This is a genomic window from Desulfovibrio biadhensis, assembly GCF_055388615.1.
In genome coordinates, this window is the sequence record NZ_AP042477.1 from 1,086,746 (window position 1) to 1,112,922 (window position 26,177).

Sequence of the window (26,177 nt, forward strand, 5' to 3'; positions counted from 1 at the left end):
GCGCATAATCGCGGAGACCGAATCAGCCCTCGCCTTCCGGCACCCCCTGCAGCAAGACCATGGTCACGTCATCCTGCAGCGGCAGCCCCTGCCTGAAACGGTCCAGCTCTGCTCGCACCTTTTCCTCCAACTGTGCAAGATCAGCGGTTGTGCCATTTTTCTGCACAAACTCACGCAAAATACTCCGGAGGCGTTGCTTGCCGAACATTTCCCTGGAAGGGGCGTGCGTCTCCCAGATGCCATCCGTGCCGATGCAAAGCAGTTCTCCAGGCGCCAGGGCGGGACGCGAGCGCTTCACATAGCCCCATTCAGGATCAACGCCCAGAGGTAATCCCGGAGCTGCCAGTTCAGAAAACGTGTCCGTGGCGGGATCATAAACAATTGCAGGGTCATGCCCGGCAGAGCAGTATTGAATTTCCCCTGTTTGCTTATGCACCATAAGCACATACAGCGTGATAAACCTGCCGGAACCATAGACATCTCGCGCCAGCTGGCTGTTCACTTCCGTAATGCACTGGGCCAGCGTCATACCGCTCTTCATGCTCAGGCGTAAGGCGGCCCTGGCCGATGCCATCAGAAGCGCCGACCCCACGCCGTGTCCTGAAACATCGCCCACAGCAATTCCGCACCAGGCCCCGTCTGGCCCTGCATCATCAAAAAAGTCGTAGAAATCGCCCCCAGTTTCATCACTGTACACCAACCAGCCGAAGATGCGGGCTTTTGCCAATTCTGGCGTACTTGCGGGCAACAGGTTCTTCTGCACCTCGCTGGCCACAATAAGCCCTTCCTGCATGCGCAGCCGGTCACGCAGTCCTTCGATCATGGCATTGGTATGGCCGGCAATGAACCCGAACTCATCGTTGGTCAGGACGGGCACCACCTTGTCGAGATCGCCGTTGCTGACGTGCTCCAGAACTTCCGTCTCATTGCGAAACAGCAGCTTCAGGTTTTTCGAGTAGGAGAAGATGGCGCGGATGGTCAGCAACAACAACACGCCCATCACGAAACAGACCTCGATCAATACCTCGCGCTTCATGGCGTCCCAGTTGCCCAGACGAGGCGCCTCCATTGTCAGCCAGTAGACGTCACGCCAAAACACCAGCAGCATGCTCACCGTAATCAGCAGCATGATGCTCACAGCAATGAACGAGAATTTGTGCGTCAACGGATACAGCTCACTCGGAGGGCGCAGGCTGCCGCCCTTGTCTATGGCGAGCAGAAGCAGCTTCCGCTCCCGAACGAGGGAAAGGTCCACGGCCGCGAAAAAACCGACTGTGGCAAGGGAGAGCACCAGCTTGGAGCCGCTGGAAAAGACAGGAAAGCCAAAATAGACCAGGTTGGCCACAGAAACCATAATCCCGGCCAGCAAAAATAGACCGAGATCCATACGAAACTGTCGGCCAGCACGGTGTTCCGGCGCGGCGGCAAGTACGTACCTGGGTTCGATAACAAACCGCAACACAAAACTCGGCACCAAAGACAAGCCAATGACTACGCCAAGCTCCCAGACTGGGAGCGAATCAAGCAACGGTCAGACTTCACCGCCGTAGATCGCTATGGAAACAATTGCAAACAGGTAATAGGCAGCTGCGCGCATAAAAACTCCTTATGCCCTATTTTCTGCCCCATTCACTCTGATTTGGCAACAATTGAAGACGGGGGGCTTCAGGTTATTTCCAAAAACAGCGATGCATAACGGCCATAGCGGTCCAGGGTGTGGCGCTTGCAATCTACATGGCAGAAATTGTGCGTCATGAGGGTTTCCAGTGCAAACAACCGCCAGCTTGGCATATGCAGGTCGTCAAGCAGCAGGGCGGTATCAGGCGAACAATATCGCTCAAGCACAGGCAACAGGAACCCATTACGCTGCGGGGGGCGCTCAGCATCCAGCAAAACTAAATCTAATGCCCCCCCGTCCCAGGAAATCTGCGGCGCCTCTCCTGGCGCGGTCCAGGTGCCGAAGCCTGTATCTTCCAGCCCCTGCTCTTTGATCCAGGCACGGCTGCGCTCCAGCCAGGCGGCATCGGTATCCAGAGAGTACACGCGAAGAGCGCCCCCTTTCCGCGCAGAGGCGAGCCGCAGAACATAAGAGGAAAACCCGCTCCCTACATCCAAGGCGCTGGCAGGGGAAAAAACATCGCAGATAATGTCCAGCAAGACGGACGCATGCAGCGATAACGCCATGTCATCACTGGATATTTCTGAAACATATCGCTCATACGCAGGTGTAAGCGCCTTTTTGCGACGGGCAAACGATGCAGCCACTTCGGCATATAGCGCGCCGGCAGCCTCTTTGGGTCCGGCAAAACCGCTGGGCATGGACACTCCTCGTTCTACGGAAATTTTTCAGGGTGATCGGTCTCTACCCCTTCCCATCAAAGGGGTCAATTCCGCCCTGTATTGGCGCAAGAGCAGCGCCTTGCATCAGATACCGAATACATTTTCATCCCGGTAGAGCACCGCTGTCGTCTCCAGGTCCGGAATCATGGGCACCACACCAAAGAAATCGATTCGCCTGAACCCGCGCTCAGCCAAAAACGCAAACGCTGTGGCATATCGCTTGCGTTCGGCATTGTCGAAAATCAGCACGCCTCCAGGCGTCAGGTGCTCAACACAAAAGCACGCGCACTCTACGCGGTTGCGTCCATCAATGGCAATGAGGTCATAGGGCGCATGCAGCGCGGCCTTTTGCACATAATCGCTGCCTGTCCCCTCCACATGGTACACTGTGGCGTTGGCCGGACAGCTTTCGCTAATGCGCTGGGCCCAGCTTGCATCATTGTCCACACTGTAAACATTGGCCACACGCTGCGCATACCACAGGGTGGAGTTGCCGCAACCATACTCGAAAACCCGCATGCCCGGCTGCAGGCGCTCCTCGATAAAATGAATGGCGCTATACGTATACCAAGGAATAGGGGCGCCTTGCTTGTCCACGCATTGCTGCTCGCGATAGCTGCGCAGCCAGCCGTTTTCCACAAGCCCGTACAGCTCGCTGAGTTCATTGCCCACGGGATTTCCTTTTTCTGCCTTTGTTCAAATTCTTTTTGGATGCGCCCTGCGCATTGTTTGTGGAGCCGGCCTGCATGGCGATAAGTCCCCGTTTGCCCAATTCCTTGAGAAACGCGCTGACAGAAAGCTCGGCTTCCCGCAATTGCAGCTCGTATGTGGCGGCAAATTCCTTGGCCATCTCACCCACGCTGCGTCGCCCGTCTATGAGTCTCCAGGCCGTTGTCCCCATGGCGTCAAGCTCCAGCTTCTTGCGCCGGGGTGATTCATCCCATGCTCCCAAGCGGCTGGCAACCCTGGCGAACCACGGTTTCCACACCAGGGGGTAGCAAAGCCGGACGGTCTTGTCGTCCAACTCTTCCACCTCCACCACCGGGCAGCGCACAGGCTTGCAGGCCAAGGCCTCTTCCCGGCTTATACGGTCCTCAAGCGCTGGCGTTTTGGGCTTACGCAAGAACATAATGCGTGCAAACCTCCTCAAATAGTTCCCGCGCGCCTTTGCTCCCCCCAGTCATGAGCACGCAGAGCACGGTGTTCGCCCCCTCCGGTTGCCACGCGCGAATATACGGGGGGCGATGTCGCCTGGAGATAGCAGCCAGTAGTCGCTGCACCCCCTCGAGCCGGGGATTCCAGTCAACCGCTGCCCCCCCCTGCCAGGCGCTCGCTTCCGGCTTGTCCTTTGCCCCTGTGACGGCAAACCGCTGCACCGCCCAGGCATAAAAATCACCGGTTTCAAACAGTACATTTGCCGGCCCAACCCGCTCCAGCACGATGCCGACCCTTTTGCGCTCCTTGCCCCCTGCAAATTCCAACCGGTACTGCCCTGGCTTGAACGAAAAGTGCCGCAGCGTAAATCCGGAAGGCACCTTGGCTGCGATGCCAAAAAGACGATATTCTTTGCCACCGTCGGGCGCATGGTCGCAAAAGGAGCCTAAAATCCGCGCGCACAACTCATGGTCCACTTCACTGCCTGAGCATTGCAGCAATGTGCTGCGGCGGCATTGCGGACAAAACAGCAACGCCCCCACCCCTTGCGTTGCGTCCAGACGCCAGGAAAAAGGCGTTACGTCCAGCCCCTTTTCAGCAAGTGCGGCAAAAGCCGGCTGCAAGGCCTGCGGCATACGGGCTGCGTCCAGTTGCAGGTCGGCGTCGCCCACTGCCTTGCGCAACCGCGAAAGCGCTTTTTTGTTGGAAACACTGCGCCCTTCTTGCCATTTGCACTCCACAGCGAGCCGACCGCTGCCAGCTGCACGCAAGTAATGTTTTTCCAGGGTCACGGGCTCCCAATCGGCCGGTGTCTGCAGCCAGACACCATTCCAAGCCAGAGGGCGCAGGTCCGGCTGGTCGTATTGTTCCACTCGCTTTTCCCCGCGTGTCCTGTATTCTGTTCCGGAAAGCGCCTGCTTTCAACGGCGCTGCAGACAGAAACACGCTCTTACGTTTTTGCAGTCTGTACACTGTGGCAATCCATACCCCGGTGTTACCGTGCCACCTGTAATGAAGCCGACAAGCGCCTGTCAATGCCGGTATCCCCGGGCGCAAGGCCGCGGCAAAACATGAAGGAGCATATCATGGCCACTATTCTCGGCATCAGTTCAAGCCCACGAAAAAAAGGTAACAGCGATATGCTGCTGCAGGCAATTCTACACGGTGCGGCTCACACCGGCGCAAAAACACAGGCCCTTTACCTGCGGGATTATCAAATCCTTCCCTGCCTGGCCTGCGAGCAATGCCGCAAGGGCAACGGGTGCACGCCCCTGGACGACGGCATGCGTGAGATATACCCGCTGCTCGAAGCCTCCAGGGGGCTGGTGCTGGTATCTCCCGTGTATCACTGGCATGATGAAGCTGTTCATCGACAGGCTGTACCAATACTATGATTTTACGGATGAGCGCCCCCGAGGATATACCAGCAGACTGGCTGGGCAAGCGCGGCATGCGGCCGTATGCGCCGTATGCGAACAGGTGGACCCGAACGACATGGGCGCGACCCTGGAAATGCTCAGACGCCCCTTGGAGCCTTTGGGCTACGCCATAGCCGGAGAGCTTCCGGTTCTCGGACATTTCGACAAGGGAGCTGTGGCCAAAGACAGTATGGCGCTGGACAAGGCCCGTGCTCTGGGAGAGGCTCTGGCCCAAGCCCTCGGCCAGGAAGGGACTACTCGTTCATGATGTAATGCATGGGGTTCACGGGGCGTCCCTTTTTGTGCACCTCGTAGTGCAGGTGAGACGCCACGCTGCGCCCGGTGTTGCCCATCCGGCCGATGAGGTCGCCGCGCTCCACCTTTTGCCCTTCCTTGACCTCGATCTTGCTCATGTGGCCGAACCGGGTGCTGAGCCCGTTGCCGTGATCGATATCCACCATGCGGCCGTAGGTGGAAAACCATTTGGCGTAGATGACCGTGCCATCTGCCGGCGCATAAATGGGGGTGCCTTTACTGTTGGCGATGTCTATGCCCTTATGAAAGCTTCTGCGTCCGGTCACGGGATTGACACGATAGCCGAAGCGGGAAGTAAAACGCCCCCGCGTTGGCCAGATGGAGGGAATGTGGGTCAAATTCTCTTTTTGCAGCGTTAACTCGCGCATAAGCCGCTGCTGGAGGACTTCTTCCTGGCGCATGGCCGAAAAAAGCTGGTCATAGGTATTGTGCGCCAGGCGCAAGAGTCCGGCGCGGTTATACCCGCCGGAAATTGCCTGGGTCGAGACACCGGACCCGACACCGGTCAGCCTACTGGCGTTTTCGATATTGAGCATGACACTCAACTTTGCGCCAAAGTCGCTTATCCTGCGATAGTCATCTTCCAGGGCGAGAATCTGGTAGGCCTTGTCGTAAATGTCCACCATTTGCTCGTAGCGGATGTCTTCATTGGCGGCCAGCTGACGCCGGTAACTGCCATAGGGCTCGAAATGGCGCCAAAGAAGGACATTGCCAGCTACAAGGGCGACCAAAAAAAATACGAACGCCGGCAACATCCAGCCGCGCACATGCAGGCCGACGAGCTTACCGCCGTTGGATTTGAAAACAAGAAGATTGTACCGAGTAAAAAGCATATTCGTTAGAGCAGAATCTCTGTTGCGTTCCGCTCCCGCGGAGTGCGCCACGTGCTCACGCCAATAATGCGCCTTTTATTACGGCAGCAGGCACACATGGTTGAACAGTGAACGCTCTTGATTCAATGAGAGAGAATAACGCTCGCGCTGAAATGACACATCCCGGCTACGGCGCACTTATACTTGCCAGTTCAAGGTAATTTAGCTAAATTTACACCTTTACATCAGAGTTGGTCGTAACCTTATCGACAAGATAATATACACCGCTCTGGCAAAGCGCAAGCCCCAGCTCCCCCTGCAAGCCATCTGAATCCACGCGGGACGCGGCATAGCGCCCTGTTTCAGGATGTGTGGATGAACATCGTCAGTTTTCAGTTCGCCCTTTTCTTTCTCGCTGTGCTCCCCCTCAACTGGTTATTGCGGGGGCGTACCGGCTATCGACCATTTTTGCTGGCAGCTTCGTATATCTTCTACGGCGCTTTTGGCCTGCATTTTCTGGCCATTCTCGTGGAGTTCAGCTTCTGCACATGGCTTTTTCCGCAGCTTATGGCGCGCACAGAAAACAAGGTGCTGCGCAAGTGCTACATTACGCTTTTGCTTGCCATAGGTCTGGCTGGGCTTGCCTTTTACAAATACTACGACCTGATCTTCATGACCTCGGACAGGCTTCTGGTGGGAATGGGGTTGCAAAACCCGCTCCCCATGCTGGATGTAATCCTGCCCATCGGCATCTCGTTTTTCACTTTTCAGGGGCTGTCCTACGCCATTGATGTCTACCGGGATCCAAAAGCGCTGCTGCCGGATATTCTGGACGTATTTGTTTTCGTCGCCTTTTTCCCGACCATCTTGAGCGGTCCCATCCTTCGCGCCTGGCAACTCGCCCCGCAACTGCGCGAGCGGCCAATACTTACCAAAGATGCTTGCCTCGGGGGCTATTTCCTCATCCTTTCAGGGCTCTTCAAAAAGCTCGTACTGGCCAGTTATCTTGGCTCCCACGGCGTATCTCATGTTTTCGACATGCCGGACGCCCACTCATCACTGGGCGCCTTTGTAGGCACACTTGCCTACACTATGCAAATATACATGGATTTTTCGGGTTACACCGATCTCGTTCTCGGTGTCGGCATGCTCATGGGTTTCATCCTTCCGGAAAACTTTGCAAGACCATACGCAGCAACCAACCTGCGCGAATTCTGGCACCGCTGGCACATCTCCTTTTCCACCTGGCTCAGAGACTACCTCTACTTTTCTCTGGGCGGCAGCCGTGTCAGCGAGCTTCGCAAACATTTCAACCTATTGCTGACCATGGCCCTTGGCGGTCTCTGGCACGGAGCAGGGCTGAACTTCCTGTTCTGGGGCATTCTCCATGGTGTAGGGCTGATCTTTGCACACAGCATGCGCTCCTGGCGCAAGGCCAAACACAAGCCGGAAGACGCCTCCAGCAGCGCAGGAAAATTTCTCGCCTGGGTGCTGACATTCTCTTTTGTCAGCTTTGCCTGGATTTTTTTCCGGGCGGACAGTTTTTCTCAAGGGTGGGAAGTTGTTTTTCGCATTTTGGCGCTTGACGGCGAGGGAGAAGGCGCTAACATATACGTTGTACTTATAGCCTGTGTGCTTCTGTTGAAGGAGTTCTGGAATTTTGATATGCGCAGGTTCTACGTTTCGAGTCTGCGGCGCGTTCCGCTGATTCTACATGCAATTTTGCTAGGCGTTTTCGGCACACTCATACTCAGGCTTGGGCCTGACGGGGTCCCTCAATTCATTTATTTCCAATTCTAAAAAAATCCCGACCCGCCGGGTTCTACACCCTATGAAAAAGTACACGGTCCAAGCCATGGTGCTGTACGCCCTGGGACTGGCCCTGGCTTGCTTCCTGAACATGGACAAGCTGTTGCCCTGGTACGCGCAGGAGACAATGGGCGAAGATTCCGCGATACTTGCAACCCTGGAAGATGCGCAAGATGTTCGTAACGCTGTGGGAATTACCAAAGCTGTAGACGCTTTTGACTGCTCCACTGCATTCCTCTTCAATGATATTTACAAAGACAACACCAAATGTCTTGATGATTTGAGCAACCGCTCCTTGCGCGAAACCTGGCGATCTATGAGCCAGAGCGATCGCAGAAAGGCCGCGCACCGCGTATGGGCCATGCTGCAATCCGCCAGCCAGGGCGCCATTGCGACCACTGCCGGCTATTCTCCCGCCAGCGACAACAAACTTTCCGTGATATCCACGGGGGCAAAGGATTCACAGCTTGAGATCGGAATTGAAGTCGCAGAGGATACCACAAGAGAAACACCGCAGGATGCAACAGCCACTGCAACGCCTGCACCCAAAAAGGAACTTCACTCCGTGCTGGTGGTGGGCGACTCTTTGGCTATAGGACTGGCCAAATCCTTTGAACAGGCGCTGAAAGGCTACAACGATCAGATTGAATTCGCACGAGTTGGCAAGGTTTCAAGTGGCCTGGCCATTCCGCATCTGTTCGACTGGGAGAAGAAGGTCCAGGTGCTGATAGACAAGCACCAGCCAGACCTGATCATCGTCATGATGGGCATAAACGACGCCAATAACAACATCCGTGTTGATGACCGCAAAGCCATTCTTGGCACTGCAGCCTGGCCAGAAGCCTATCAGGAAAGAGTTACCCGATTCCTCCGCATCATACTGGATTACGACGTACCTGTGTATTGGGTGCGTTTGCCGGTAGTACGCGACGAGGCAATGACCGGCCGCATTGAAATTGCAAATGACGCAGCGGAAAAAGCCTGCAATCAGTTTGACCAATGTCATTTTATAGATACGCTTAATATCTTGACAGATGACAATGGCAATTATACTAATTTCAAAAAGGATGCCCAGGGATATACTATACGGATCAGGGCACAGGACGGTATCCACTTTTCAAGCGAGGGGGGGGATATCTTGAGCCACTACATCCTGGAGTATATCTCGAAGCATATGCAGTTGCGTCCCGCCGCAGATACAACAGCAGGATCACATGCCGAACCTGGTGTGGCTGTTGATGCAGACAAGTCCATCTGAACATGGCCGGACGTTTAACAGACGCACTGCCCTTTTTCAGAGCATGGGTTTTTGGCACGTATGCCAGCGGTGATGGCTTTCGTCCCGATCTTACGCACCTGATCGCCATACCACCGCTCGCAAAAGAGGACCGAACCACATGAGACTCATCTTACAGGCTTGCGCGCTCTTGCTCGCCATTGCCGTGTTTCCTCTTCCTACAAGCACGACAAGCGCGCTGCCGACGTATTCCTTGAGCGACATAATAGCAGGCGGGGGGCCTGCGCAGCCTTTGGCGTGCGCTCCTACCGTCATTGCAGACGGCGCACAAGGCAAATCTGCACGTAAAGCAACACAGCCCGGCATCAGTGCGCGCAACAATGACGCCGAGGTCATTGTCATCCAAGAGGACATCCAGGTCGCAAAAGCAGACCCGGAACCCGCCCCTTCCGCTAACAAAGAGCAAGAGCAGGGCGCGTCCACAGTTTCCCGTCTGGACCGCCCCACCCGGCCAATGGCCGTCATTACCACGGACTTTGAGGAAGGCGGCCTATCGGAGGCCAGTTTCCGCACCATGGCCTGCCTGGACAAGGATAATGAAAAAGAAGCCGTAGAGGAAAAGGTCCTGGTCATTGGCGACTCCCTCTCCATTCCTCTTGGCAAGCGGCTCGAAGAGTATTTTTCCACCCTGCCAGGCGTAAATTTCAAACGCCTGGGCAAGGTCTCCAGCGGGCTGGCACGTCCCGATTTTTTTGACTGGGAAAGCACACTGACCAAACTGGCCAGCTCCATGAAGCCCACCACCGTGGTGGTGATGATCGGTACTAATGACAACCAGTCGCTCAAGCGCACCGACGGCTCCACGGTACATTTTTCCGACAGCAAATGGGACAAGGAGTATATTCGGCGTATCCACCGTGTTTTCGAAATATGCCGCTCCAACAATCCCAATGTGAACATCTTCTGGGTTGGCGCGCCCATCATGGCCCGCACGGATTTGACCAATGACGTCAAGCGTATCAACGCGATTATTCAAGACATTTGCGCGGCGTACGAAAACTGCCACTATATTGATACCTGGGACGCCCTTGCAGATGACAAGGGACGCTTCACCGACTTCATGGTGGATAAAAGCGGCGAAAAAGTCCGCATACGCGCCAATGACGGCATACATCTCTCCTTTTTTGGCGCAGAAATACTGGCAGGGCGCACATTACGCGCCATGGCGCCGAATGTCGCCGTGATGCGCTCCATCATTGAAAATGAACCTTCTGGCTAGTGACATGCGCCAGTAACCTTCCCCTCTGGACTTCCTGACGCCCTTTGACTATCAAAGGGCGTTGTTTTTTTCCTGGAGGAAACCCAATGCCCATACGTATTCCCGCCATCTTTTTTCTGGCATGTATACTGGCTCTTTCGGCCTTGCTTTCCGGCTGCACCACTACAAAGATAAGTGCTGATGAACGAGCCGCGCTCCGGAAGCAGGAAGCAGAGCGTCGTGCTGCATACGACCTAGCCTTGCGCAAACGCGTTGAAGCCTCCATACAGACGACATTCGGGTTGCCGGATTGGGTTGAACGCCTGCTCGCCCCCCCTGCGCCCGTAGTAGTAACGCCGGAGCTCCCCCCCGTTCCGGAGGCGACCCGCCCTTCAGCTATACCGGGGGTCAAGCGGCTGCTCATTGTGGGCGATTCCTTTTCAGTCGGCATCGGCATGACCATGTCCAAATCGCTCAAAGGTATGGGGGTGCTGCTGCTGGCAAAAGGCAAGACATCCTCTGGTCTTAATTCACCAAATTTTTACAATTGGCAGCAAAAGCTCAAGGAATTCGTCGATTCCTATTCACCGGAGGTCGTCGTGGCCATGATAAGCGGCAACGACGCCCACAACGGCTCAGGTTCGGAGGCGTGGCGTCAGGCTTATGTACCCAAACTTACAGAATTTGTGAAAATCGCGCGATCAAAAGGGAGTGCGGTCTACCTCGTCGGCCTGCCGACCATGGGCGACAGCGCCTACTCCACCCGCGCAAAAGTAGCGAATCAAGCCATGCAGGAAGTTTGCGAAACGCTGCCAGACTGCCACTATGTGGATTCGTGGAGCCTGTTCTCCGATAACACGGGCAATTACACGCAAACGAAGAACATTGGCGGCCGCGTGTTGACCCTTCGCGGCAAGGACGGCGTGCACTTCACCATGACAGGGTATCACTTGCTCAGCGACAAGATTCTTAATTCCATAGCAAAAACATACAGCAACTAGCATTGTACCCCGGGGCGCATGCACACCGGATTTGCCAGTTCACTCACATATCAAGGCGAAGCAGAAAAACCCTGCGCACGGGTTACTGCTTCGCCTTTTTTTTATTCTTTTCAGGATTTCGATTGCGGGCCGCGGAGCAGCAGTAAATTCCCGGCAATGTCATGATCCACAGGGCGGGAAAACAGGAACCCCTGGCCGCTTTCGCAATCCAGACTGGTGAGCATGGTTCGCTGCTCTTCTACTTCCACGCCTTCCGCCACAACATCCAGATTCAGGCTATGGGCAAGGGCGATCACCGCTCGCACTATCTCACAATTCCCGGCTTCTTCACCCATGCGGCTGATAAAGCTGTTGTCCACCTTGAGTGTATTCACGGGAAACCGCTGCAAATAGTTCAAGGATGAGTAGCCGGCCCCAAAGTCATCGATGGAAAGTTGCACACCCACGCTTTTGATCCTGTTGAGCATGATGATGCCCACCTCGGGATTGTCCATCAGCACCATTTCAGGCACTTCAATCTTGAGGTTCTCGGGCGGCAACTGTGACTCTTCGAGAATGCGCTCCAAATCATCCACAAGCGAAGGGTGGCGCAACTGCTTCAAGGTGAGGTTCACATTCACGGTCAGCCGCTTCGCTTCCTCCACCTCCTGCCGCCAGGCAGCCATGGTGGTGCAGGCTTGAGACAAAACCCAGCGCCCCAGCGGAATGATAAGCCCCGTATCTTCCGCGATGTCGAGAAATGCATCCGGTGTGAGCACTCCTTTTTTGGGGTGGCGCCAGCGAACAAGCGCCTCCAACCCTGTGACATCGCCGCTCTGCAACGCCAGAATGGGCTGATAGAGCAAAAAGAGCTCATTACGTTCCAGGGCGTTGCGCAGGTCATTCTCAACCCGCATCAGCTTAACAGCTTCTTCCAGCATTCTGGAGTTGAAGACCTTGATCCGATTACGGCCCATATCCTTTGCCCTGTGCATGGCGATATTGGCGTTGCGCAGCAGGTCTTCCGGCCTGTCATAAATGGCGGGACTGAGCACAATGCCAATGCTGGCTGTAACGTGCACGTCATGCCCCATGATGTTGCAGGGCTCCTGAACTTCCTGGCGCAAACGCTGTACAATGCGGATCGCTTCACGCATGGAGGTGATTTCTTCGAGAAGGATGACGAATTCATCGCCCCCTAACCTGGCGACGGTATCCAGGCTGCGAATACTTTGCTGGAGGCGTTGCGAGACCTCCACCAGGAGTTGATCGCCGACACTGTGACCGAGGCTGTCGTTGATTATTTTGAAGCGGTCGAGATCCAGAAAGATCACGGCGTAGTGGTAGTTCTCACGGCGTTTGGAACGCTCAAGGGCCTGGGTGATGCGATCGAGGCAGAGTGAGCGATTGGGCAGCTTTGTCAAAGGGTCGTGGAATGCCTCGTGATGCAGCCTGAGTTCCAGCAGCTTACGATCCGTGAAGTCTCTGCAGCTCATTCTCAGACCGAGATAGCCGCCTTTATGGTCGTGGACCCTGCGCACCCGCATATTTACCCAGCGCTCCCGGCCATCTGGACGCACAACCCGAAACTCCAGGTGCCCTTGCTCGGAGCCCTCCACCATTTGCTGCATCAAGGTCCGGTAGGCCTGCAAATCGTCGATGTGGATCACCGACTCGATGAAAGCTGCGCTTTCTACAAAGTATTCACGGGGGTACCCCGTAATTTCCTCACTGGCGGGAGAGACGAACCGCACAAGGCCATCCGCGCCCACCCATGTTTCCCAGTCATAGGTGTATTCCGCCATGATGCGGTAGCTCTGTTCACTGTCCAGCAAAGCCCTCTCGGCTCGCTGCCGTCTGGTTATGTCCGTGGCGTAACCGCCTATGGCGATGATTTCACCTTTGCGCCGCAGGGGAAACTTCACGACTTCCAGGTAATGGACCTTGCCCCCGTCCTTATGGACGACTTGCTGCACGCCGCGAACATAACTCTCTCTGGCGAGTACTTTTTTGTCGTCTTCCTCAAGCCGCGTAGCGGTTTCCGCGTCCAGAAAAGCACCTGCCTGACGTTGCAGCCATTCGCCTTCCGTAGCGCGGAGCATATTTTCATAGGCCTGGTTGACGTAAATATAGCGGCTCTCCAAGTCCTTTATAAAAGCCATGCCCGGCAAATGGCCCATGAACAAACCAAACAGCGAATCTTCATCCCCCGCATCAAATAAAGTCGAAAGTTCTTTGGGAGGGCCCCCGCACCCCTGATTGGCCCACCCATACTTTTTCCGGCTTCACGCCGTTCATCCAAACCCTTTGGCATACTGTCTCCATCCCCCGAAGCAGTTTTGCATCATTCAGGCTATAGTTGTCACAAAGCTGCAATAAAACAGATGAACGAAATACACAAGTAGCATTTCCTCAAGAACCTGCATTACAATTTTTTTAGTTATGCAAAATGCGGCCTACAAAAAGAAAAAGAGCGCTCGTACAAACAGAAGCCGCCCCCTGAATACGCGACAACAAAGCGGACCCGTTCAAACGAAAAAAGACGGGGCAAGCCGCAATACACCAGTTTATAATGGCTTATTTACATTAAAAGTAGCAAACCGTTTCCGCATGGTTGGATTTGAAAAGGGCTCAAATCATTGACGCTGTACGGTGCGTATTACTGAAAAGCAGAGAAGCGTTTCGGCAAGGATAAAAGCCTCAATTCCGACCAGAGCATAGGCGGAGATATTCAACTGTTTGCAAGAGGGGGCGTAAAGGAAGGCAAGGAAAAAAAGGCCCAAAAACAATAACCTGCTGAAATATAGAACTTTTCTACGACTCCATGTATTTTTATAGCATACAAACACGAGTAACAGGCAAGACACCGAAAAAAACGTGTGCACAGCAACAAGCCCGTGCCCATAATATCTGTTCATCAACATAATTTTATAAAAATATACATGCTGCATTACGCTGGCCCGATAGCCCGATACAACCTCAAGGGCTATCAGGGCCAGCGCAAAGAGCAATTCAAGAACAAAGAGAAATAAAGGGAAAAACCGGAGCATACGCTGTTTACTTGGTTGGATCTCCGGTTTCGATGGGATTGGAGGGGTCGTTGCTCCAGCCAATCCACCCATCGCTGAAAATGCCAATATCCTGCAACCCTATGACATCTGCGTAGTAATAGATTTCGGCAACACGCCATCCGCTGCCGCACATGAAGGACAGGTGCTTACTGGTGTCTATCCCCTGCTTTTTCCAAAGAGCCAGGAACTCTTGAGCGTTACGCATGGTGTTATCCGGGTTGCGATAGTAATCCATGCTGTAAGCATTTTCCTTGCCGGCGTAGCCATACACACACCCTGGAACGCGCCCCTTGATCTTGTGGTAACTGTAGCCGGTAACCTCCCCGATATGTTCCTTCCAGGTGCGGTTATCAACAAGGGTGAAGCTCTCGGGCTTCTGCAGCCCCGCCTTGGTCTCCTCCATGGTATCTATCACGCTGGGATCACCAGGAATTGCAGCGCCAAAATCCTTGACCGGGGTCGGCTCGTGGGATTCCTTTTCCAGCTCATAGCCAGCCATGGTCCAGGCACGGGTGCCGCCATTCAGCACACGCACATCCTGCACACCAATGTAGCGCAAAACGGTGGCCACCCGAAACGCGGCAAGGGGCTCTTCACTGGTGACAATTACCGTGCTGTCCGCAGTAAAGCCGAAATCCTTTGCAAAGGTTTCCAGCGTCTTGTCATCCGCCAGCACCCACATGACGGGTTCCGTTTCCGTGGGGGGCTCCACCCGGTCCGTATTGATATGGAACGTTCCAGGAATGTGCCCCTTTGCGTAGGAGGTCTTCTCCTCACCCCAGCTTGCTTCAACAACCATGATCTTTTTGCTGCCTTCAAAACTTTCAGGGCGCTTACCCTCCAGAATATCATGCAGCACAACCGCCGGGATAATCAGTTGATAGTTGGGATAGCGTTCCAGAGGGAGCGCATCGTCGGCCGCCCACTCCTTGACGTCAAAAAGGGACAGCTTTGTATACCCCTTTTTGCTCAAGTAAGCGGCCACCTCTTTGGCGTCCTTTTCGTTGGCGTCATACAACAGTATGTTTTTGTCTGGGGTTATGCCTTTGATATCCAGAGCTTCCTGCAGTTTTTCCTCCAGCTTGTCATCTTCCACACGCAGCCAGTTTGCGGAAAAATCAACTGCACCGGGAATATGTCCGCCCCTTGCCACCCCATCGAGCTTCCAACCATTGAACGCATCATTCAACCGCGTATCCACAACAACCCAATCTTTCTTGCCCTGCGCTTCCTTCACGGCCTGCACATCGACTGTTTCCGCGCCATAGACACTTGAAGCGAACAATACAAAAGATAAAAGCAGTGTGATGATCGTCATCTGTACTCCGTATGTAGGCAACAGTGGGTTCAAAATGCTACTTTTAACACCATATAACATTTACATGTACAACACCCACATCACACACACTACGTCAGGAAACGCAAATTGAAATATAGAATATATATCGCCTTCGTATAATGAAAAATTCTATACCTAAGAAAATTACATACCAGGGGGAATACATTGACAGAAACCGCACGAAAAAAGCCCCACTCCTACAGGGAGCGGGGCCTCTTGACAGTGGAACAGTTGCTTTATCAGGAAGTTTGTCTGCTTGTAACGGCGTAGTACGCCACGGGTATTATGAGCAGCGTAAACAGCGTTGAGGCAAAGAGCCCGAATATCAGCGCCCAGGCCAGACCGGAGAAAATCGGGTCCAGGGTGATGGGCCAGGCGCCAAGCGCCGTTGTCAATGCCGTCAGCACAATGGGGCGCAAGCGGATCGCCCCACTCTGAAGAATGGCCTCCTTCAGGTCCAGCCCTTCTCGTACCGAGTCCTGTACAAACTCTATAAGCACCAGGGAGTTACGGATAACAATCCCACCGAGCGCAATCATCCCTATCATGCTCGTGGCGGTGAAGAATATCGGATTGTCAAACCCTCCAACAGGTGTGGTGAACAGCTCGTTCAGCAGCCAGAATCCGGGCATGATCCCAAGTAATGTTAGAGGAATAGCCATCATGATCAAAAGCGGCATGAAAAAGGAATCCGTCTGGATAATCAGCAGCAGATAAATGCCGAGCAGCGCTGCGCCAAAGGCAAGGCCCAGATCGCGGAACACGCGCAGGGTAATCTGCCATTCACCCTCCCCGGCCCATTCCGCAGTAATGCCAGGGGGAAGCGGGTTCTGCACCAGCCGGTTCTGCATGTCCAGAATGGCTTCACCAGGCGCACGGCCGGCCATCTCGGCATAGACGTACACCACCTGGCGCAGGTCCTTATGATAAACGGGCTGGTCTTCGGGCTCCAGGCTGAACTCACCCAATTCTCCCAGCCCCACCATATTGCCGGTGGCGCTCTTGACCGGAATCTGCGTCAGAGAAGCAATACTGGAGCGTTCGTCCCGCGGCAGCACCAGGCGCACCTGCAGCGGCTGGCGCTCGCCCGGCTGGTGGATCTTTGCTGGTGAGACCCCTCCCACCGCCACACGCAGTGTCTGGGCCATGTCCGCCGTACTCACGCCGTGCAGCGCCGCCTTTTCCTTGTCGGGCACAAAGTTGATGCGCCGCGAGGGGTAGGCCCAGCTCGCATCGATATCCACGACGCCGGGCTCATCGGCCATCAGTTGCATGACGTGCTTTGCCCCTTCTATGAGCTGGTCATAGGTCTTGTAGGGCTGCCCGTATATCTCCGCGGTTATCGTGCTGATAACAGGTGGACCAGGGGGCACTTCCACTATCTTCAACCTGCAATCATACGCCGCTGCAATGGCTTCCAGGTCATTACGCAGCCGCAAAATGATGGCATGGCTCTGCTGGATGCGGTCGGTCTTGTCCGCAAGGTTAACGCGGATGTCGGCCTGATTCGCCCCCTGGCGCATATAGTAGTGGCGCACCATGCCGTTGAAATCCATGGGCGAGTTGTTGCCTGTAAAGGCCACAAAATTGGTCACCTCGGGCACGCCCCGCAAATAGTCCTCAAAGGCCCGCACACAGCGGTCCGTGGCTTCCAGGCTGGCGCTTTCGGGCATATCCAGCACAATCTGGAATTCATTCTTGTTGTCGAATGGCAGCATCTTTAGAGGCACCAGCCGCATAAGAGCCAGAGAACAACTGGCCAGCAGCAGAAGCACCACGGTAAGCGCCAGCACCCAACGCAAAGGGCGCGAGGAAAGAAAAGGCGCAACAACAGCGCGGTACCCGTTGCGAATCCATTTCGGCGTCACATCCTCCCCAGTGCCGGCAGGGGCCCCCTGCTGTGCGTCCGGCGGCATGGGCGCGCCCCCGGCATGGCGTTTCAGCAGCTTGTAGCTCAGCCACGGCACAATGGTCAGGGCGCAGACGGTGGAAAACGTCACCGTCAACGGCACGTTTGCCGCCATGGGCGCCATGTACGGCCCCATCATGCCCGTGATGAAAAACATGGGCGTAAAGGAGACAATGATCGCCAGCGTAGACATGATTACGGGGGGCAGCACCTCCCGCACGGCAAAAAGCGTGGCGTCAAAGGCGTTGCGCTTGCCCATGCGGATGTGGCGCTGAATGTTGTCAACATTGGTAATGGGGTCGTCCACCACCAGCCCAAGGGACAGAATCAACGCAAACAGCGTGACGCGGTTGATGGTGTAGCCGAACAGGTAGTTTACAAAAAGCGCCAGGGAAAAGCTGACCGGCACCGCCACGGCCACCACCAGCGCTTCGCGCCACCCCAGGGTCATGGCAAGCAGAATAACCACGGTGAGGATGGCGAAAAACAGCGAGGAAAGCAGGTCGTTAACCTTTGTCTGCGCCGTTTCGCCATAGTTGCGCGTTACTTCCACATGAATATCATGCGGCAGAATGTTTTTTTCCAGCTCGTCCATGCGCTGCAGCACGGCATTGGCGACATCCACGGCATTGGTGCCCTGCTTTTTCGCCAGAGCAATGGTCACTGCGGGATAATCGTCAGCCCGGGAAACAGCCCCGCTTTCCCGTGCGTGCCGCAAACCATTGCCAAAGCGCGAAAACTCCTCAGGCTCCTCCGGCCCGTCCACAACGGTGGCAACGTCACGCAAATACACAGGGCGATCATCAAATACACCCACCACCAGTTCACGGGCCTCATTTGCCGACATCAAAAAGGAATTCGCCGTGACCGAAAAACGCTCATTGCGCGAGTCCAGGTCACCGGCGGTAATGGAAGCGTCCGCCCCGTCCAGGGCGTCTATGATCTCATTCGGTGAGACATGCAGCCCCGCCATACGCCCCAAATCCAGCTCCACGCGTATCTCGCGGCTGCGTCCTCCCGTGATGAAAACCCGGGATACATCAGGCACTTCTGCCAACCGCTGTTTCAATTCTTCCGCCACGCGGCGCAACTCGTGGTCGTCGTAGCGGTCGGAATACAACGTAAGCATGACTATGGGCACATCATCGATCTCAACAGGCTTCACCAGCCAGGAGGTGACGATGGACGGCACAAGGTCCTGATTCATTTCCAGCGCGTTGTAGAGCTTGAGCAGGGATTCTTCCCGGTCCTCCCCTACATAAAACCGCACCGTGGCCATGGCGCTGTCCTTGCGCGAAGTCGAATACACATACTCAACCCCGTCTATCTGCCACAGCAATCGCTCCAGCGGCGCAGCCACAAGAGTCTCCACCTCCGCAGCGGAAGCCCCCGGCGCCTGGACAAGGATATCGGCCATGGGCACGATGATCTGCGGCTCTTCTTCCCGTGGGGTGAGCATGATCGCAGCAGCGCCGAGACAGAGCGAAAAAGCCAGCAACAAAATGGCTTCCTTGCCCCGCAAAAACTGCCGGACAATAGCCACGATAAAGCCTTTGGGCTCCCCTTTACCCTGCTGCGGGGCAGGCTGCTCAGGAAGCATTGGAAACCTCCGCGGCGTTCTCGCTCTGCTGCGGGGCAGCCTCAGGCGTTGCAGGTGTGTAGTTTTCCGGCACGCCTACGGTTTCTCCGCCTTCAAGTCCGGCGAGCACTTCCACCATATCGCCCCTTTTTTGCCCGGTCTTGATGAAAACCGTGCGCCAGAAGGGCTCTTCAGCTTTCTCGTCCAGCACCTGCACCGTCTCCATCTGCCCCGTGCGGCGTACAGCAGGCGCAGGCACGAATATGGCTTTGCGCTCCAGCATAGGCACAAGCACCCGTCCATACATGCCGGGATAGACATCCGTCATAGGGGGCAGTCCCACCTTGACCAGAAAAGTCCGCGTCTTGGGATCGGCGGAGGGCACAACTTCTTCGACAACACCTTTGACCCGAGTATTGTTGGAAGTGATCTCCACTTCCAGTTCCGTACCTGGGCGAGCTTTGCCTATGAGCCCCTCGCGGACCATGGCCTCCAGCCGCAGCGAACCGCTTGTCTGCAAATACAAAAGCGCCTTCCCCGGGATGGCCAGGTCGCCAGGCTCCACCATGCGTTCAGCTATTTCCCCGCTTTCATGGGCGCGAATCTCTGCATAACTGAGAGCTATCTCACTCTGTTCCACCCTGCGCTCGGCCTGGCGTACTGAGGCTTCAGCCCCGGCCCTGCCTTCCTTTGCACGCTGCAATGCCGCCTCGGCCTGCAGGTAGGAAGCCTCGGCCTGGTCCATTTCGCTCGAAGCAACGGCCCTTTCGGCATATAATGTTTTGATGCGACGGTACCGGGCGCTTGCCTCTTCAAATGCCGCCTGCGCCGCGTCAATGGCCCGCTCAGCCTGGGAGCGCTGTGCCTTGGCGCTTTCCAATCCCTGCCTTGCTTCTTCAAGCTGCGAGCGCAATTCCCGGCTATCCAGCACCACAAGCAGATCGCCCTTTTGCACCTTTTGCCCGGAAGTCACCTCAACAGACAGCACCTTGGCCGTCACCTGAGCTTCCACCTTGGTTTCCACACGGGGGCGCACCGTGCCCACGGCATCATAATATTCGGTCATGGTACGCAATTCGACAGCGGCGCTCTGCGCCGGCTCCGGCTGTTTCGGCAGGTTGCCCACTTCCTGGTCAGGCTCGATGAGCCCTGTCTCCAGAAAACCGCCTGACCAGAGGATCAAGCCGACCAGCGCGACCACGCCAGCCAGTATTCCAAGGATTCTGAGTCCACGCATTGTAGATCTCCTTCTGGACAAAGCCCCGCAAAACCTTTTGCAGGGCCTGAATGTTCGAACCGGGAGGAGCCTCCGGCAATGTAAAGAAATTCCCCGACTCCAGATTCTCCCTTTAACATGGAACAGACAAGAGCGTAAACTATTGGGTTTTCAATTATGGTAACTCGCCGCAAAGGAAATACCCACCCGGCAGCGTTTTCGACAAAGCTGTTACATTTTCCCTTTTGCCGAAAAATTGTCTTGACAACTCCAAGTCGCAGCACGTAAGTCCCTTTTCATGCACCAGGAATCCAACAGCCTCAGGGCCCTCTTTTCCTTTTCCTTTTTTTACTTTTGGTATTGGTTTAGCCCGGCCCGAGGTCTGGACAGAGGTGCACGAGTGTAAGTAGACGCAACACAAAACGCCTCCATAAGGGCCGCGGGCAGACCAGCCGGCGGCCCTTTTTTCATCTCTGGAGGCCACCGGGAAAGAAGATCGCGGCTTCCGGCAAATCGCCGGGAAAGGGGCACAACCAAATCAGGAGGGCGCCATGCTTCTCGGCAAAGAAGTCAGACTGGAACGCATCTTCAACCGCAACACCGGACGCACAATCATCGTACCCATGGACCACGGCGTCACCGTCGGCCCTATTTATGGCCTGGTGGACTTCAAAGGCACCGTGAACCGCGTGGCCGACGGCGGCGCAAACGCCGTGCTGATGCACAAAGGCCTGCCCCGCTGCACACACAGAGGCTACGGTCGTGACATCGGACTCATCCTGCATCTTTCCGCAAGCACAAAACTTTCCCCCACTCCCAACGCCAAAACCCTCGTCGCATCCGTAGAAGACGCCATCCGCCTCGGCGCTGACGCCGTGTCTCTGCACGTCAATCTGGGCGACGAAACCGAAGACCGCATGCTCGAAGACCTCGGCGCCGTGAGCAGCGAAGCCTCCCACTGGGGCATTCCTGTTCTGGCCATGATGTACGCGCGCGGCCCCAAAATCGAAAACGAATACGATCCTGAAATCGTCCAGCACTGCGCCCGTGTGGGGCAAGAACTGGGCGCCGATGTCATCAAAGTGAACTACACCGGCGATACCAAAAGCTTCTCTGCAGTGGTGGACGCCTGCTGCGTGCCCGTTGTCATAGCTGGCGGCGAAAAAATGGAAAACACACAGGACATCCTAAAAATGGTCCACGACTCCATTCAGGCCGGCGGCGCCGGACTCTCCGTGGGGCGCAATGTTTTCCAGCACAAGGACCCCACCAAGCTTTGCGAAGCGCTGCACGGCATTGTGCATGAAGACTGGGACGTGGAGCAGGCCCTGGAACACCTGGGCGACGCCGCATAAACATCTTTTGCATCAGGAGACACGGCCATGAGAGTGGGTAAAGAAATCAGACGCGAACGCATCTTCGACCGCAACACAAAACGCGCCATCATCGTCCCCCTGGACCACGGTTTTACCGTGGGGCCCATCATGGGGCTGGTGGACCTCAAGGAAACCGTCAACCAGATAGCAGAAGGCGGCGCAAACGCCGTGCTCATGCACAAGGGACTGGTGCGCTGCGGCCACAGAACCCGCGGCCGTGATATCGGCCTGATTTTGCATCTTTCCGGCAGCACCAGTGTTTCGCCCTATCCTAATGCAAAGACCCTGGTCGGCAGTGTGGAAGAAGCGCTGAAGCAGGGCGCTGACGGCATTTCCGTACACGTCAACCTGGGTGATGAAACCGAACGGGAAATGCTCAAGGAAGTAGGCCATTGCGCAGAGCAGGCCGCTGACTGGGGCATGCCGTTTCTGACCATGGTGTACGCCCGCGGCCCAAAGGTGAAAGACGAATACGACCCTGAAATCGTGGCGCATTGCGCCCGGGTGGGCGAGGAACTGGGCGCTGACGTGGTCAAGGTGAACTACACGGGCGACGTGGAAAGCTTTCACAAGGTCATCCAGTCCGTCTGCGTTCCCGTGGTCATTGCAGGTGGTCCCAAGCTTGATTCGGACCGCGCCCTGCTGCAAATGATCCATGATTCCATCATGGCCGGCGGCGCCGGACTTTCCGTAGGACGCAACATCTTTCAACACAAATCACCGTCCAAGCTGCTCAGCGCCGTGCACGGCATAGTGCACGAAGAAATGAGCGTGGATCAGGCCATGGAACGGCTGCAGGCCTAGCGAAGGGAGGAGACATGAAGGAACTTTGGTTCAAGGCCGTACCTTTTGACAAAACGTTGGTGACGCTGGCCCTGGAATCCGGGGTGGACGGCATCATCGCAGAAAAAAAGGACCATGCGGCCATTACCTCTTTGGGGCGTGCTCGTGTCGCCGCACCTGAAGATTTCGCCATAGTAGGCCTGGAAAAGAAGGAAGACGAAGAGCTTGCCGCCGCAGAACTCAAAGCAGGCAAACGCGTTATCCTGAAAGAAGGGTGGGAGATCATCCCCGTGGAAAACATCCTGGCCCAGGCGGAAGGTCTGGGTGTGGAAGCAGCCAACCTGGACAGGGCAGTGCTGGCAGCCGGCATTTTGGAACGCGGCGTCGATTTTGTCGTCGCCCTGCCAGAATCCGCGCCCATGCTGAAAGATATGGTTCGGGAGCTCAAGCTCTGCCAGGGGTGCATCGATCTGGCCCCGGCAACTGTCACGGCAATCGAGCACGCCGGCCTTGGGCACCGCGTTTGTGTGGATACCCTTTCCATGCTGCGCAAGGGGCAGGGCATGCTTGTGGGCAACTCCAGCGCCTTCAGCTTTCTGGTGCACGCCGAAACCGAATCAAACCCGTACGTGGCTGCGCGCCCTTTTCGGATCAATGCCGGAGCGGTGCACGCATACGCCCAAATGCCCGGAGACAAGACCTGCTACCTGGAGGAACTTTCCGCTGGGCGTCAGGTATTGATTGTGAACGCCAAAGGCGACACCACCCTGGCCACTGTGGGCAGGGTCAAGGTGGAGGTCCGCCCCATGTTGCTGATTCGGGCGGCGTTTGATTGCGGCGACAAGGAACCCGCGGTTGAAGGCGCAGTGTTTTTGCAGAACGCAGAAACCATTCGCCTGGTGCGTGAGGACGGTTCACCCGTAAGCGTGGTTTCCCTGAAAGTGGGGGACAGGATACTGTGCCGCGCAGACGTTGCGGGCCGCCATTTTGGCATGCGCATCTGCGAAGAGATCAAGGAAGGCTGAGCATGTCCAAAGATATAGCCTCCAGCACAGATATCCCCAGCCAAAACGTCTCTGAAGAGGTGCAACAACGGCTGGTAGAGGTGCGTGACGAAATCGACGACGTGGACCGCCACATTCTCGAACTGCTCAGCCGCCGTGCAGCTCTCAGTCTCGAAGTTGGGCGCATCAAGGCCGGCAATAAAGACATCATCTTCAAACCTTTCAGAGAAAAAGAAGTCATGCAGGCGCTGCTGGCAAAAAGCGACGGCACGCTGCCGGAAGAACATCTGCGCTCCATCTATCGCGAGATATTCTCCTCTTCCAGAAGCCTGCAGCGCCCCCAGCGGGTGAGCTACCTCGGCCCCGAAGGCACTTTCTCCTATTTTGCGGGCGTCGAATTTCTGGGGCGCAGCGTGGAATATATTCCCATGCCTGATTTGCACGCCGTTTTCCGCGCTGTGCATTCGCGGGAAACCGAGCTTGGCGTCATCCCCCTGGAAAATTCCCTGCAAGGCACTGTGGGACAGGGACTCGACTGTTTTCTACGCTATGAAGCCTTTATCCAGTCCGAGATCTTTTTCCGCATTTCCCATTGCCTGCTCACCAAGGCCACATCGCTTTCCCAGGTGCGCAGCGTGTATTCTCACCCCCAGCCACTGGCCCAGTGCAACGGCTGGCTGCGCGCAAACCTGCCCTCGGCCAATATCATCCCCACGGAGAGCACGGCCGCAGCAGCCACCCGGGTTGCGGAGATGGACGACCCGGGAGCCGCCGCCATCGGCCATGCCGGGCTCGGCCCTCTTCTGGGACTGCCCCCCCTTGCCCAAGGCATAGAAGACCTGCCCGACAACTGGACCCGTTTCGTGATCATTGGTCCCACACCGGCCATGAACAAGGGCGCCAGGGACAAGACCAGCATGCTCTTCACGCTGCCGGACAAACCGGGCAGCCTGGTCACTGTCTTGCAACTGCTTGCGCGCGAAGGCATCAACATGAAAAAGCTGGAATCGCGCCCTTTGCGTGGTGAAAAATGGAAGTACGTCTTTTTTGTGGATGTGGAGTGCGACCTGGAGCAGGAGCGCTACCGTAAAGTGCTCGATGAACTGGGACACGCCTGCCACACCCTGCGTGTTCTGGGCAGCTATCCGGCAGGACCGCATCTGGAAACCAGCGGCGCCACATCGGTCTAAGCGCTACGGTAAAACATTATTCCAAAAAGGCCGAGGAGACAGAGCATGACGACCACCCCCGTAACGGTGCAAGCCCCCCCTTCCAAATCCCTGTCGCATCGCGCCGTGATATGCGCCGCCCTCTCCGTGGGAGAATCAAAGCTTTCGGGCGTGCTTGAAAGCGAAGACCTGGAGCGCACCCGCGAGTGCATGCAGGCTGCCGGCGCAACCATCGAACGGCTAGGCGAGGGCGAATACCGCATTGTAGGCTGCAACGGTACGCCTTCAGGCGGCAGCATAGATATAGATGGCGCCGTGGACATTGATGTGGGCGAATCCGGCACCACCTGCCGGCTGCTCACGGCCGTGCTGGCCGTAGGCAATGGCGATTTCAAGCTTTTCGGCAGGGGGCGCATCCACCAGCGCCCCATTGGGGAACTGGTCGACGTCCTGCGCTCCATCAGCGCCGAAATTCAGTATATGGAAACAGAAGGCTGCCCGCCTTTGCTCATCCGCGCAGCCGGCATACTCGGGGGCGAAGTGGAAATCACCCTGGAAGAAAGCAGCCAGTACCTTTCCGGTCTGCTGCTGGCCGCCCCCTTGGCCAGAAGACCCCTGACCATCCGTGTAGGGGGTGAAAAGGCCCTGAGCTGGCCGTATGTGGGGCTGACCCTGCAATCCATGGAAGATTTCGGCTGTAGCGTGCGGTTGCAAGTTCTCGAGAACGACGAATGGGTGCCGGCGGACTGGCACGAACTGCGCGAAGTACAGCCAGGGCGCATGCGCTTTGCCGTGCCCTACGGCATGTACATGGGGCGTTCCGCCACGGTTGAAGGGGACTGGAGCAACGCCTCCTACCTTTTGGCCGCCGGCGCGTTGGGCCCCAGGCCCGTGACGGTGGAAAATCTGCAGCCCACCTCGCAACAGGGCGACCGCGCCATCCTGGATATCCTCCAGGCCATGGGCGCATCAATCGCCTGGCAACCCAATGCCGTGACCGTGATGCCGTCTCCGCTCCATGGCGTTGACGTAGATATGGGGCACTGCCCCGATCTGGTCCCCACCGTGGCGGTTCTGGCTTCCATGGCGGAAGGCGAAACACGCATTCGCAATGTCGCCCACCTGAAAATCAAGGAATGCGACAGATTGCACGGTTCCGCTGAGCATTTGCGCCAGGCGGGCGCTGCTGTTGAAGAACTGGACGATGGGTTGCGCATCACCCCCCTGGCTGGAACGCCGGATACCTCCAGCGTTTTTCCCACCTATGGGGACCACCGCATGGCCATGAGCACTTCGCTCTACGGCCTGAAAGGGGGCGAAGTGAAGCACGACAACCCCGCCTGCGTGGCAAAAAGCTTTCCAGGCTTCTGGGACGCCTGGAAAATCATCACAACGCCCGCGTCCTGA

Annotated in this window: 21 protein-coding genes; 11 read left to right on the top strand and 10 right to left on the bottom strand. The window is 56.2% G+C overall.

The window, feature by feature from the left end; translation table 11 throughout:
- Positions 1-22 precede the first annotated feature (22 nt).
- The 5 genes from ACZ5EH_RS04805 to ACZ5EH_RS04825 form a co-directional block, all read right to left on the bottom strand.
- Positions 23-1,528: a PP2C family protein-serine/threonine phosphatase gene (locus ACZ5EH_RS04805; protein WP_464276997.1), complete on the bottom strand. Its 1,506-nt coding sequence runs from the start codon at positions 1,526-1,528 to the stop codon at positions 23-25.
- Between the two features lie 137 nt (positions 1,529-1,665).
- Positions 1,666-2,319: an O-methyltransferase gene (locus ACZ5EH_RS04810; protein ID WP_464276998.1), complete on the bottom strand. Its 654-nt coding sequence runs from the start codon at positions 2,317-2,319 to the stop codon at positions 1,666-1,668.
- Positions 2,320-2,424: 105 nt separating this feature from the next.
- On the bottom strand, positions 2,425-3,012 hold the full coding sequence (locus tag ACZ5EH_RS04815) for a class I SAM-dependent methyltransferase (RefSeq protein WP_464276999.1): 588 nt from the start codon (positions 3,010-3,012) through the stop codon (positions 2,425-2,427).
- A complete protein-coding gene (locus tag ACZ5EH_RS04820) occupies positions 3,002-3,469 on the bottom strand; it encodes a PqqD family protein (protein ID WP_464277000.1) in 468 nt (155 codons plus the stop codon). Before ACZ5EH_RS04820 ends, ACZ5EH_RS04815 begins: the two co-directional genes overlap by 11 nt.
- Positions 3,456-4,367: a hypothetical protein gene (locus ACZ5EH_RS04825; protein WP_464277001.1), complete on the bottom strand. Its 912-nt coding sequence runs from the start codon at positions 4,365-4,367 to the stop codon at positions 3,456-3,458. Before ACZ5EH_RS04825 ends, ACZ5EH_RS04820 begins: the two co-directional genes overlap by 14 nt.
- A 213-nt stretch (positions 4,368-4,580) precedes the next feature.
- Between ACZ5EH_RS04825 and ACZ5EH_RS04830 the strand changes: the two genes are divergently transcribed.
- Positions 4,581-4,889 (top strand): flavodoxin family protein, encoded by a 309-nt coding sequence (locus ACZ5EH_RS04830; RefSeq protein WP_464277002.1) that lies wholly within the window; start codon positions 4,581-4,583, stop codon positions 4,887-4,889.
- Positions 4,849-5,181 (top strand): flavodoxin family protein, encoded by a 333-nt coding sequence (locus tag ACZ5EH_RS04835; RefSeq protein ID WP_464277003.1) that lies wholly within the window; start codon positions 4,849-4,851, stop codon positions 5,179-5,181. Before ACZ5EH_RS04830 ends, ACZ5EH_RS04835 begins: the two co-directional genes overlap by 41 nt.
- Here the strand turns inward: ACZ5EH_RS04835 and ACZ5EH_RS04840 are convergent.
- Positions 5,168-6,061, bottom strand: coding sequence for a M23 family metallopeptidase (locus tag ACZ5EH_RS04840; protein ID WP_464277004.1), 894 nt, complete (start codon positions 6,059-6,061; stop codon positions 5,168-5,170). The genes ACZ5EH_RS04835 and ACZ5EH_RS04840 overlap by 14 nt on opposite strands.
- Before the next feature lie 354 nt (positions 6,062-6,415).
- Here ACZ5EH_RS04840 and ACZ5EH_RS04845 point away from each other — a divergent pair, with 354 nt between their 5' ends.
- From ACZ5EH_RS04845 to ACZ5EH_RS04860, 4 genes are all read left to right on the top strand, one after another.
- Positions 6,416-7,840, top strand: coding sequence for an MBOAT family O-acyltransferase (locus ACZ5EH_RS04845; protein WP_464277005.1), 1,425 nt, complete (start codon positions 6,416-6,418; stop codon positions 7,838-7,840).
- A gap of 31 nt (positions 7,841-7,871) precedes the next feature.
- Positions 7,872-9,107 carry an SGNH/GDSL hydrolase family protein gene (locus ACZ5EH_RS04850; protein WP_464277006.1) on the top strand — a complete coding sequence of 412 codons (1,236 nt, stop codon included), beginning with the start codon at positions 7,872-7,874 and terminating at the stop codon, positions 9,105-9,107.
- 139 nt (positions 9,108-9,246) lie between these two features.
- Complete coding sequence (locus ACZ5EH_RS04855; RefSeq protein WP_464277007.1) at positions 9,247-10,365, top strand: SGNH/GDSL hydrolase family protein; 1,119 nt, start codon at positions 9,247-9,249, stop codon at positions 10,363-10,365.
- 86 nt (positions 10,366-10,451) lie between these two features.
- On the top strand, positions 10,452-11,345 hold the full coding sequence (locus ACZ5EH_RS04860) for a DUF459 domain-containing protein (protein ID WP_464277008.1): 894 nt from the start codon (positions 10,452-10,454) through the stop codon (positions 11,343-11,345).
- Positions 11,346-11,455: 110 nt separating this feature from the next.
- Here the strand turns inward: ACZ5EH_RS04860 and ACZ5EH_RS04865 are convergent, their stop codons facing one another.
- From ACZ5EH_RS04865 to ACZ5EH_RS04880, 4 genes are all read right to left on the bottom strand, one after another.
- Positions 11,456-13,510 (bottom strand): putative bifunctional diguanylate cyclase/phosphodiesterase, encoded by a 2,055-nt coding sequence (locus ACZ5EH_RS04865; protein WP_464277009.1) that lies wholly within the window; start codon positions 13,508-13,510, stop codon positions 11,456-11,458.
- Between the two features lie 871 nt (positions 13,511-14,381).
- Positions 14,382-15,713: a rhodanese-like domain-containing protein gene (locus ACZ5EH_RS04870; RefSeq protein ID WP_464277010.1), complete on the bottom strand. Its 1,332-nt coding sequence runs from the start codon at positions 15,711-15,713 to the stop codon at positions 14,382-14,384.
- A gap of 260 nt (positions 15,714-15,973) precedes the next feature.
- Positions 15,974-19,243: an efflux RND transporter permease subunit gene (locus tag ACZ5EH_RS04875; protein WP_464277011.1), complete on the bottom strand. Its 3,270-nt coding sequence runs from the start codon at positions 19,241-19,243 to the stop codon at positions 15,974-15,976.
- Entirely contained in the window at positions 19,233-20,459 is a 1,227-nt protein-coding gene (locus ACZ5EH_RS04880; protein ID WP_464277012.1) for an efflux RND transporter periplasmic adaptor subunit, read from the bottom strand. Before ACZ5EH_RS04880 ends, ACZ5EH_RS04875 begins: the two co-directional genes overlap by 11 nt.
- Before the next feature lie 530 nt (positions 20,460-20,989).
- On the opposite strand from ACZ5EH_RS04880, the gene ACZ5EH_RS04885 reads away from it, so the two are divergent.
- Genes ACZ5EH_RS04885 through aroA form a run of 5 tightly spaced genes read left to right on the top strand, consistent with a single transcriptional unit; the run spans position 20,990 to position 26,177 of the window.
- Entirely contained in the window at positions 20,990-21,793 is an 804-nt protein-coding gene (locus ACZ5EH_RS04885; RefSeq protein WP_464277013.1) for a 2-amino-3,7-dideoxy-D-threo-hept-6-ulosonate synthase, read from the top strand.
- Between the two features lie 27 nt (positions 21,794-21,820).
- Positions 21,821-22,618 (top strand): 2-amino-3,7-dideoxy-D-threo-hept-6-ulosonate synthase, encoded by a 798-nt coding sequence (locus ACZ5EH_RS04890; protein ID WP_464277014.1) that lies wholly within the window; start codon positions 21,821-21,823, stop codon positions 22,616-22,618.
- Between the two features lie 14 nt (positions 22,619-22,632).
- Entirely contained in the window at positions 22,633-23,622 is a 990-nt protein-coding gene (locus ACZ5EH_RS04895) for a 3-dehydroquinate synthase II family protein (protein ID WP_464277015.1), read from the top strand.
- Between the two features lie 2 nt (positions 23,623-23,624).
- The gene (gene pheA / locus ACZ5EH_RS04900) at positions 23,625-24,791 is read left to right on the top strand and encodes a prephenate dehydratase (RefSeq protein WP_464277016.1); all 1,167 of its coding nucleotides are present in this window, start codon (positions 23,625-23,627) and stop codon (positions 24,789-24,791) included.
- Positions 24,792-24,836: 45 nt separating this feature from the next.
- The gene (aroA, locus tag ACZ5EH_RS04905) at positions 24,837-26,177 is read left to right on the top strand and encodes a 3-phosphoshikimate 1-carboxyvinyltransferase (protein WP_464277017.1); all 1,341 of its coding nucleotides are present in this window, start codon (positions 24,837-24,839) and stop codon (positions 26,175-26,177) included.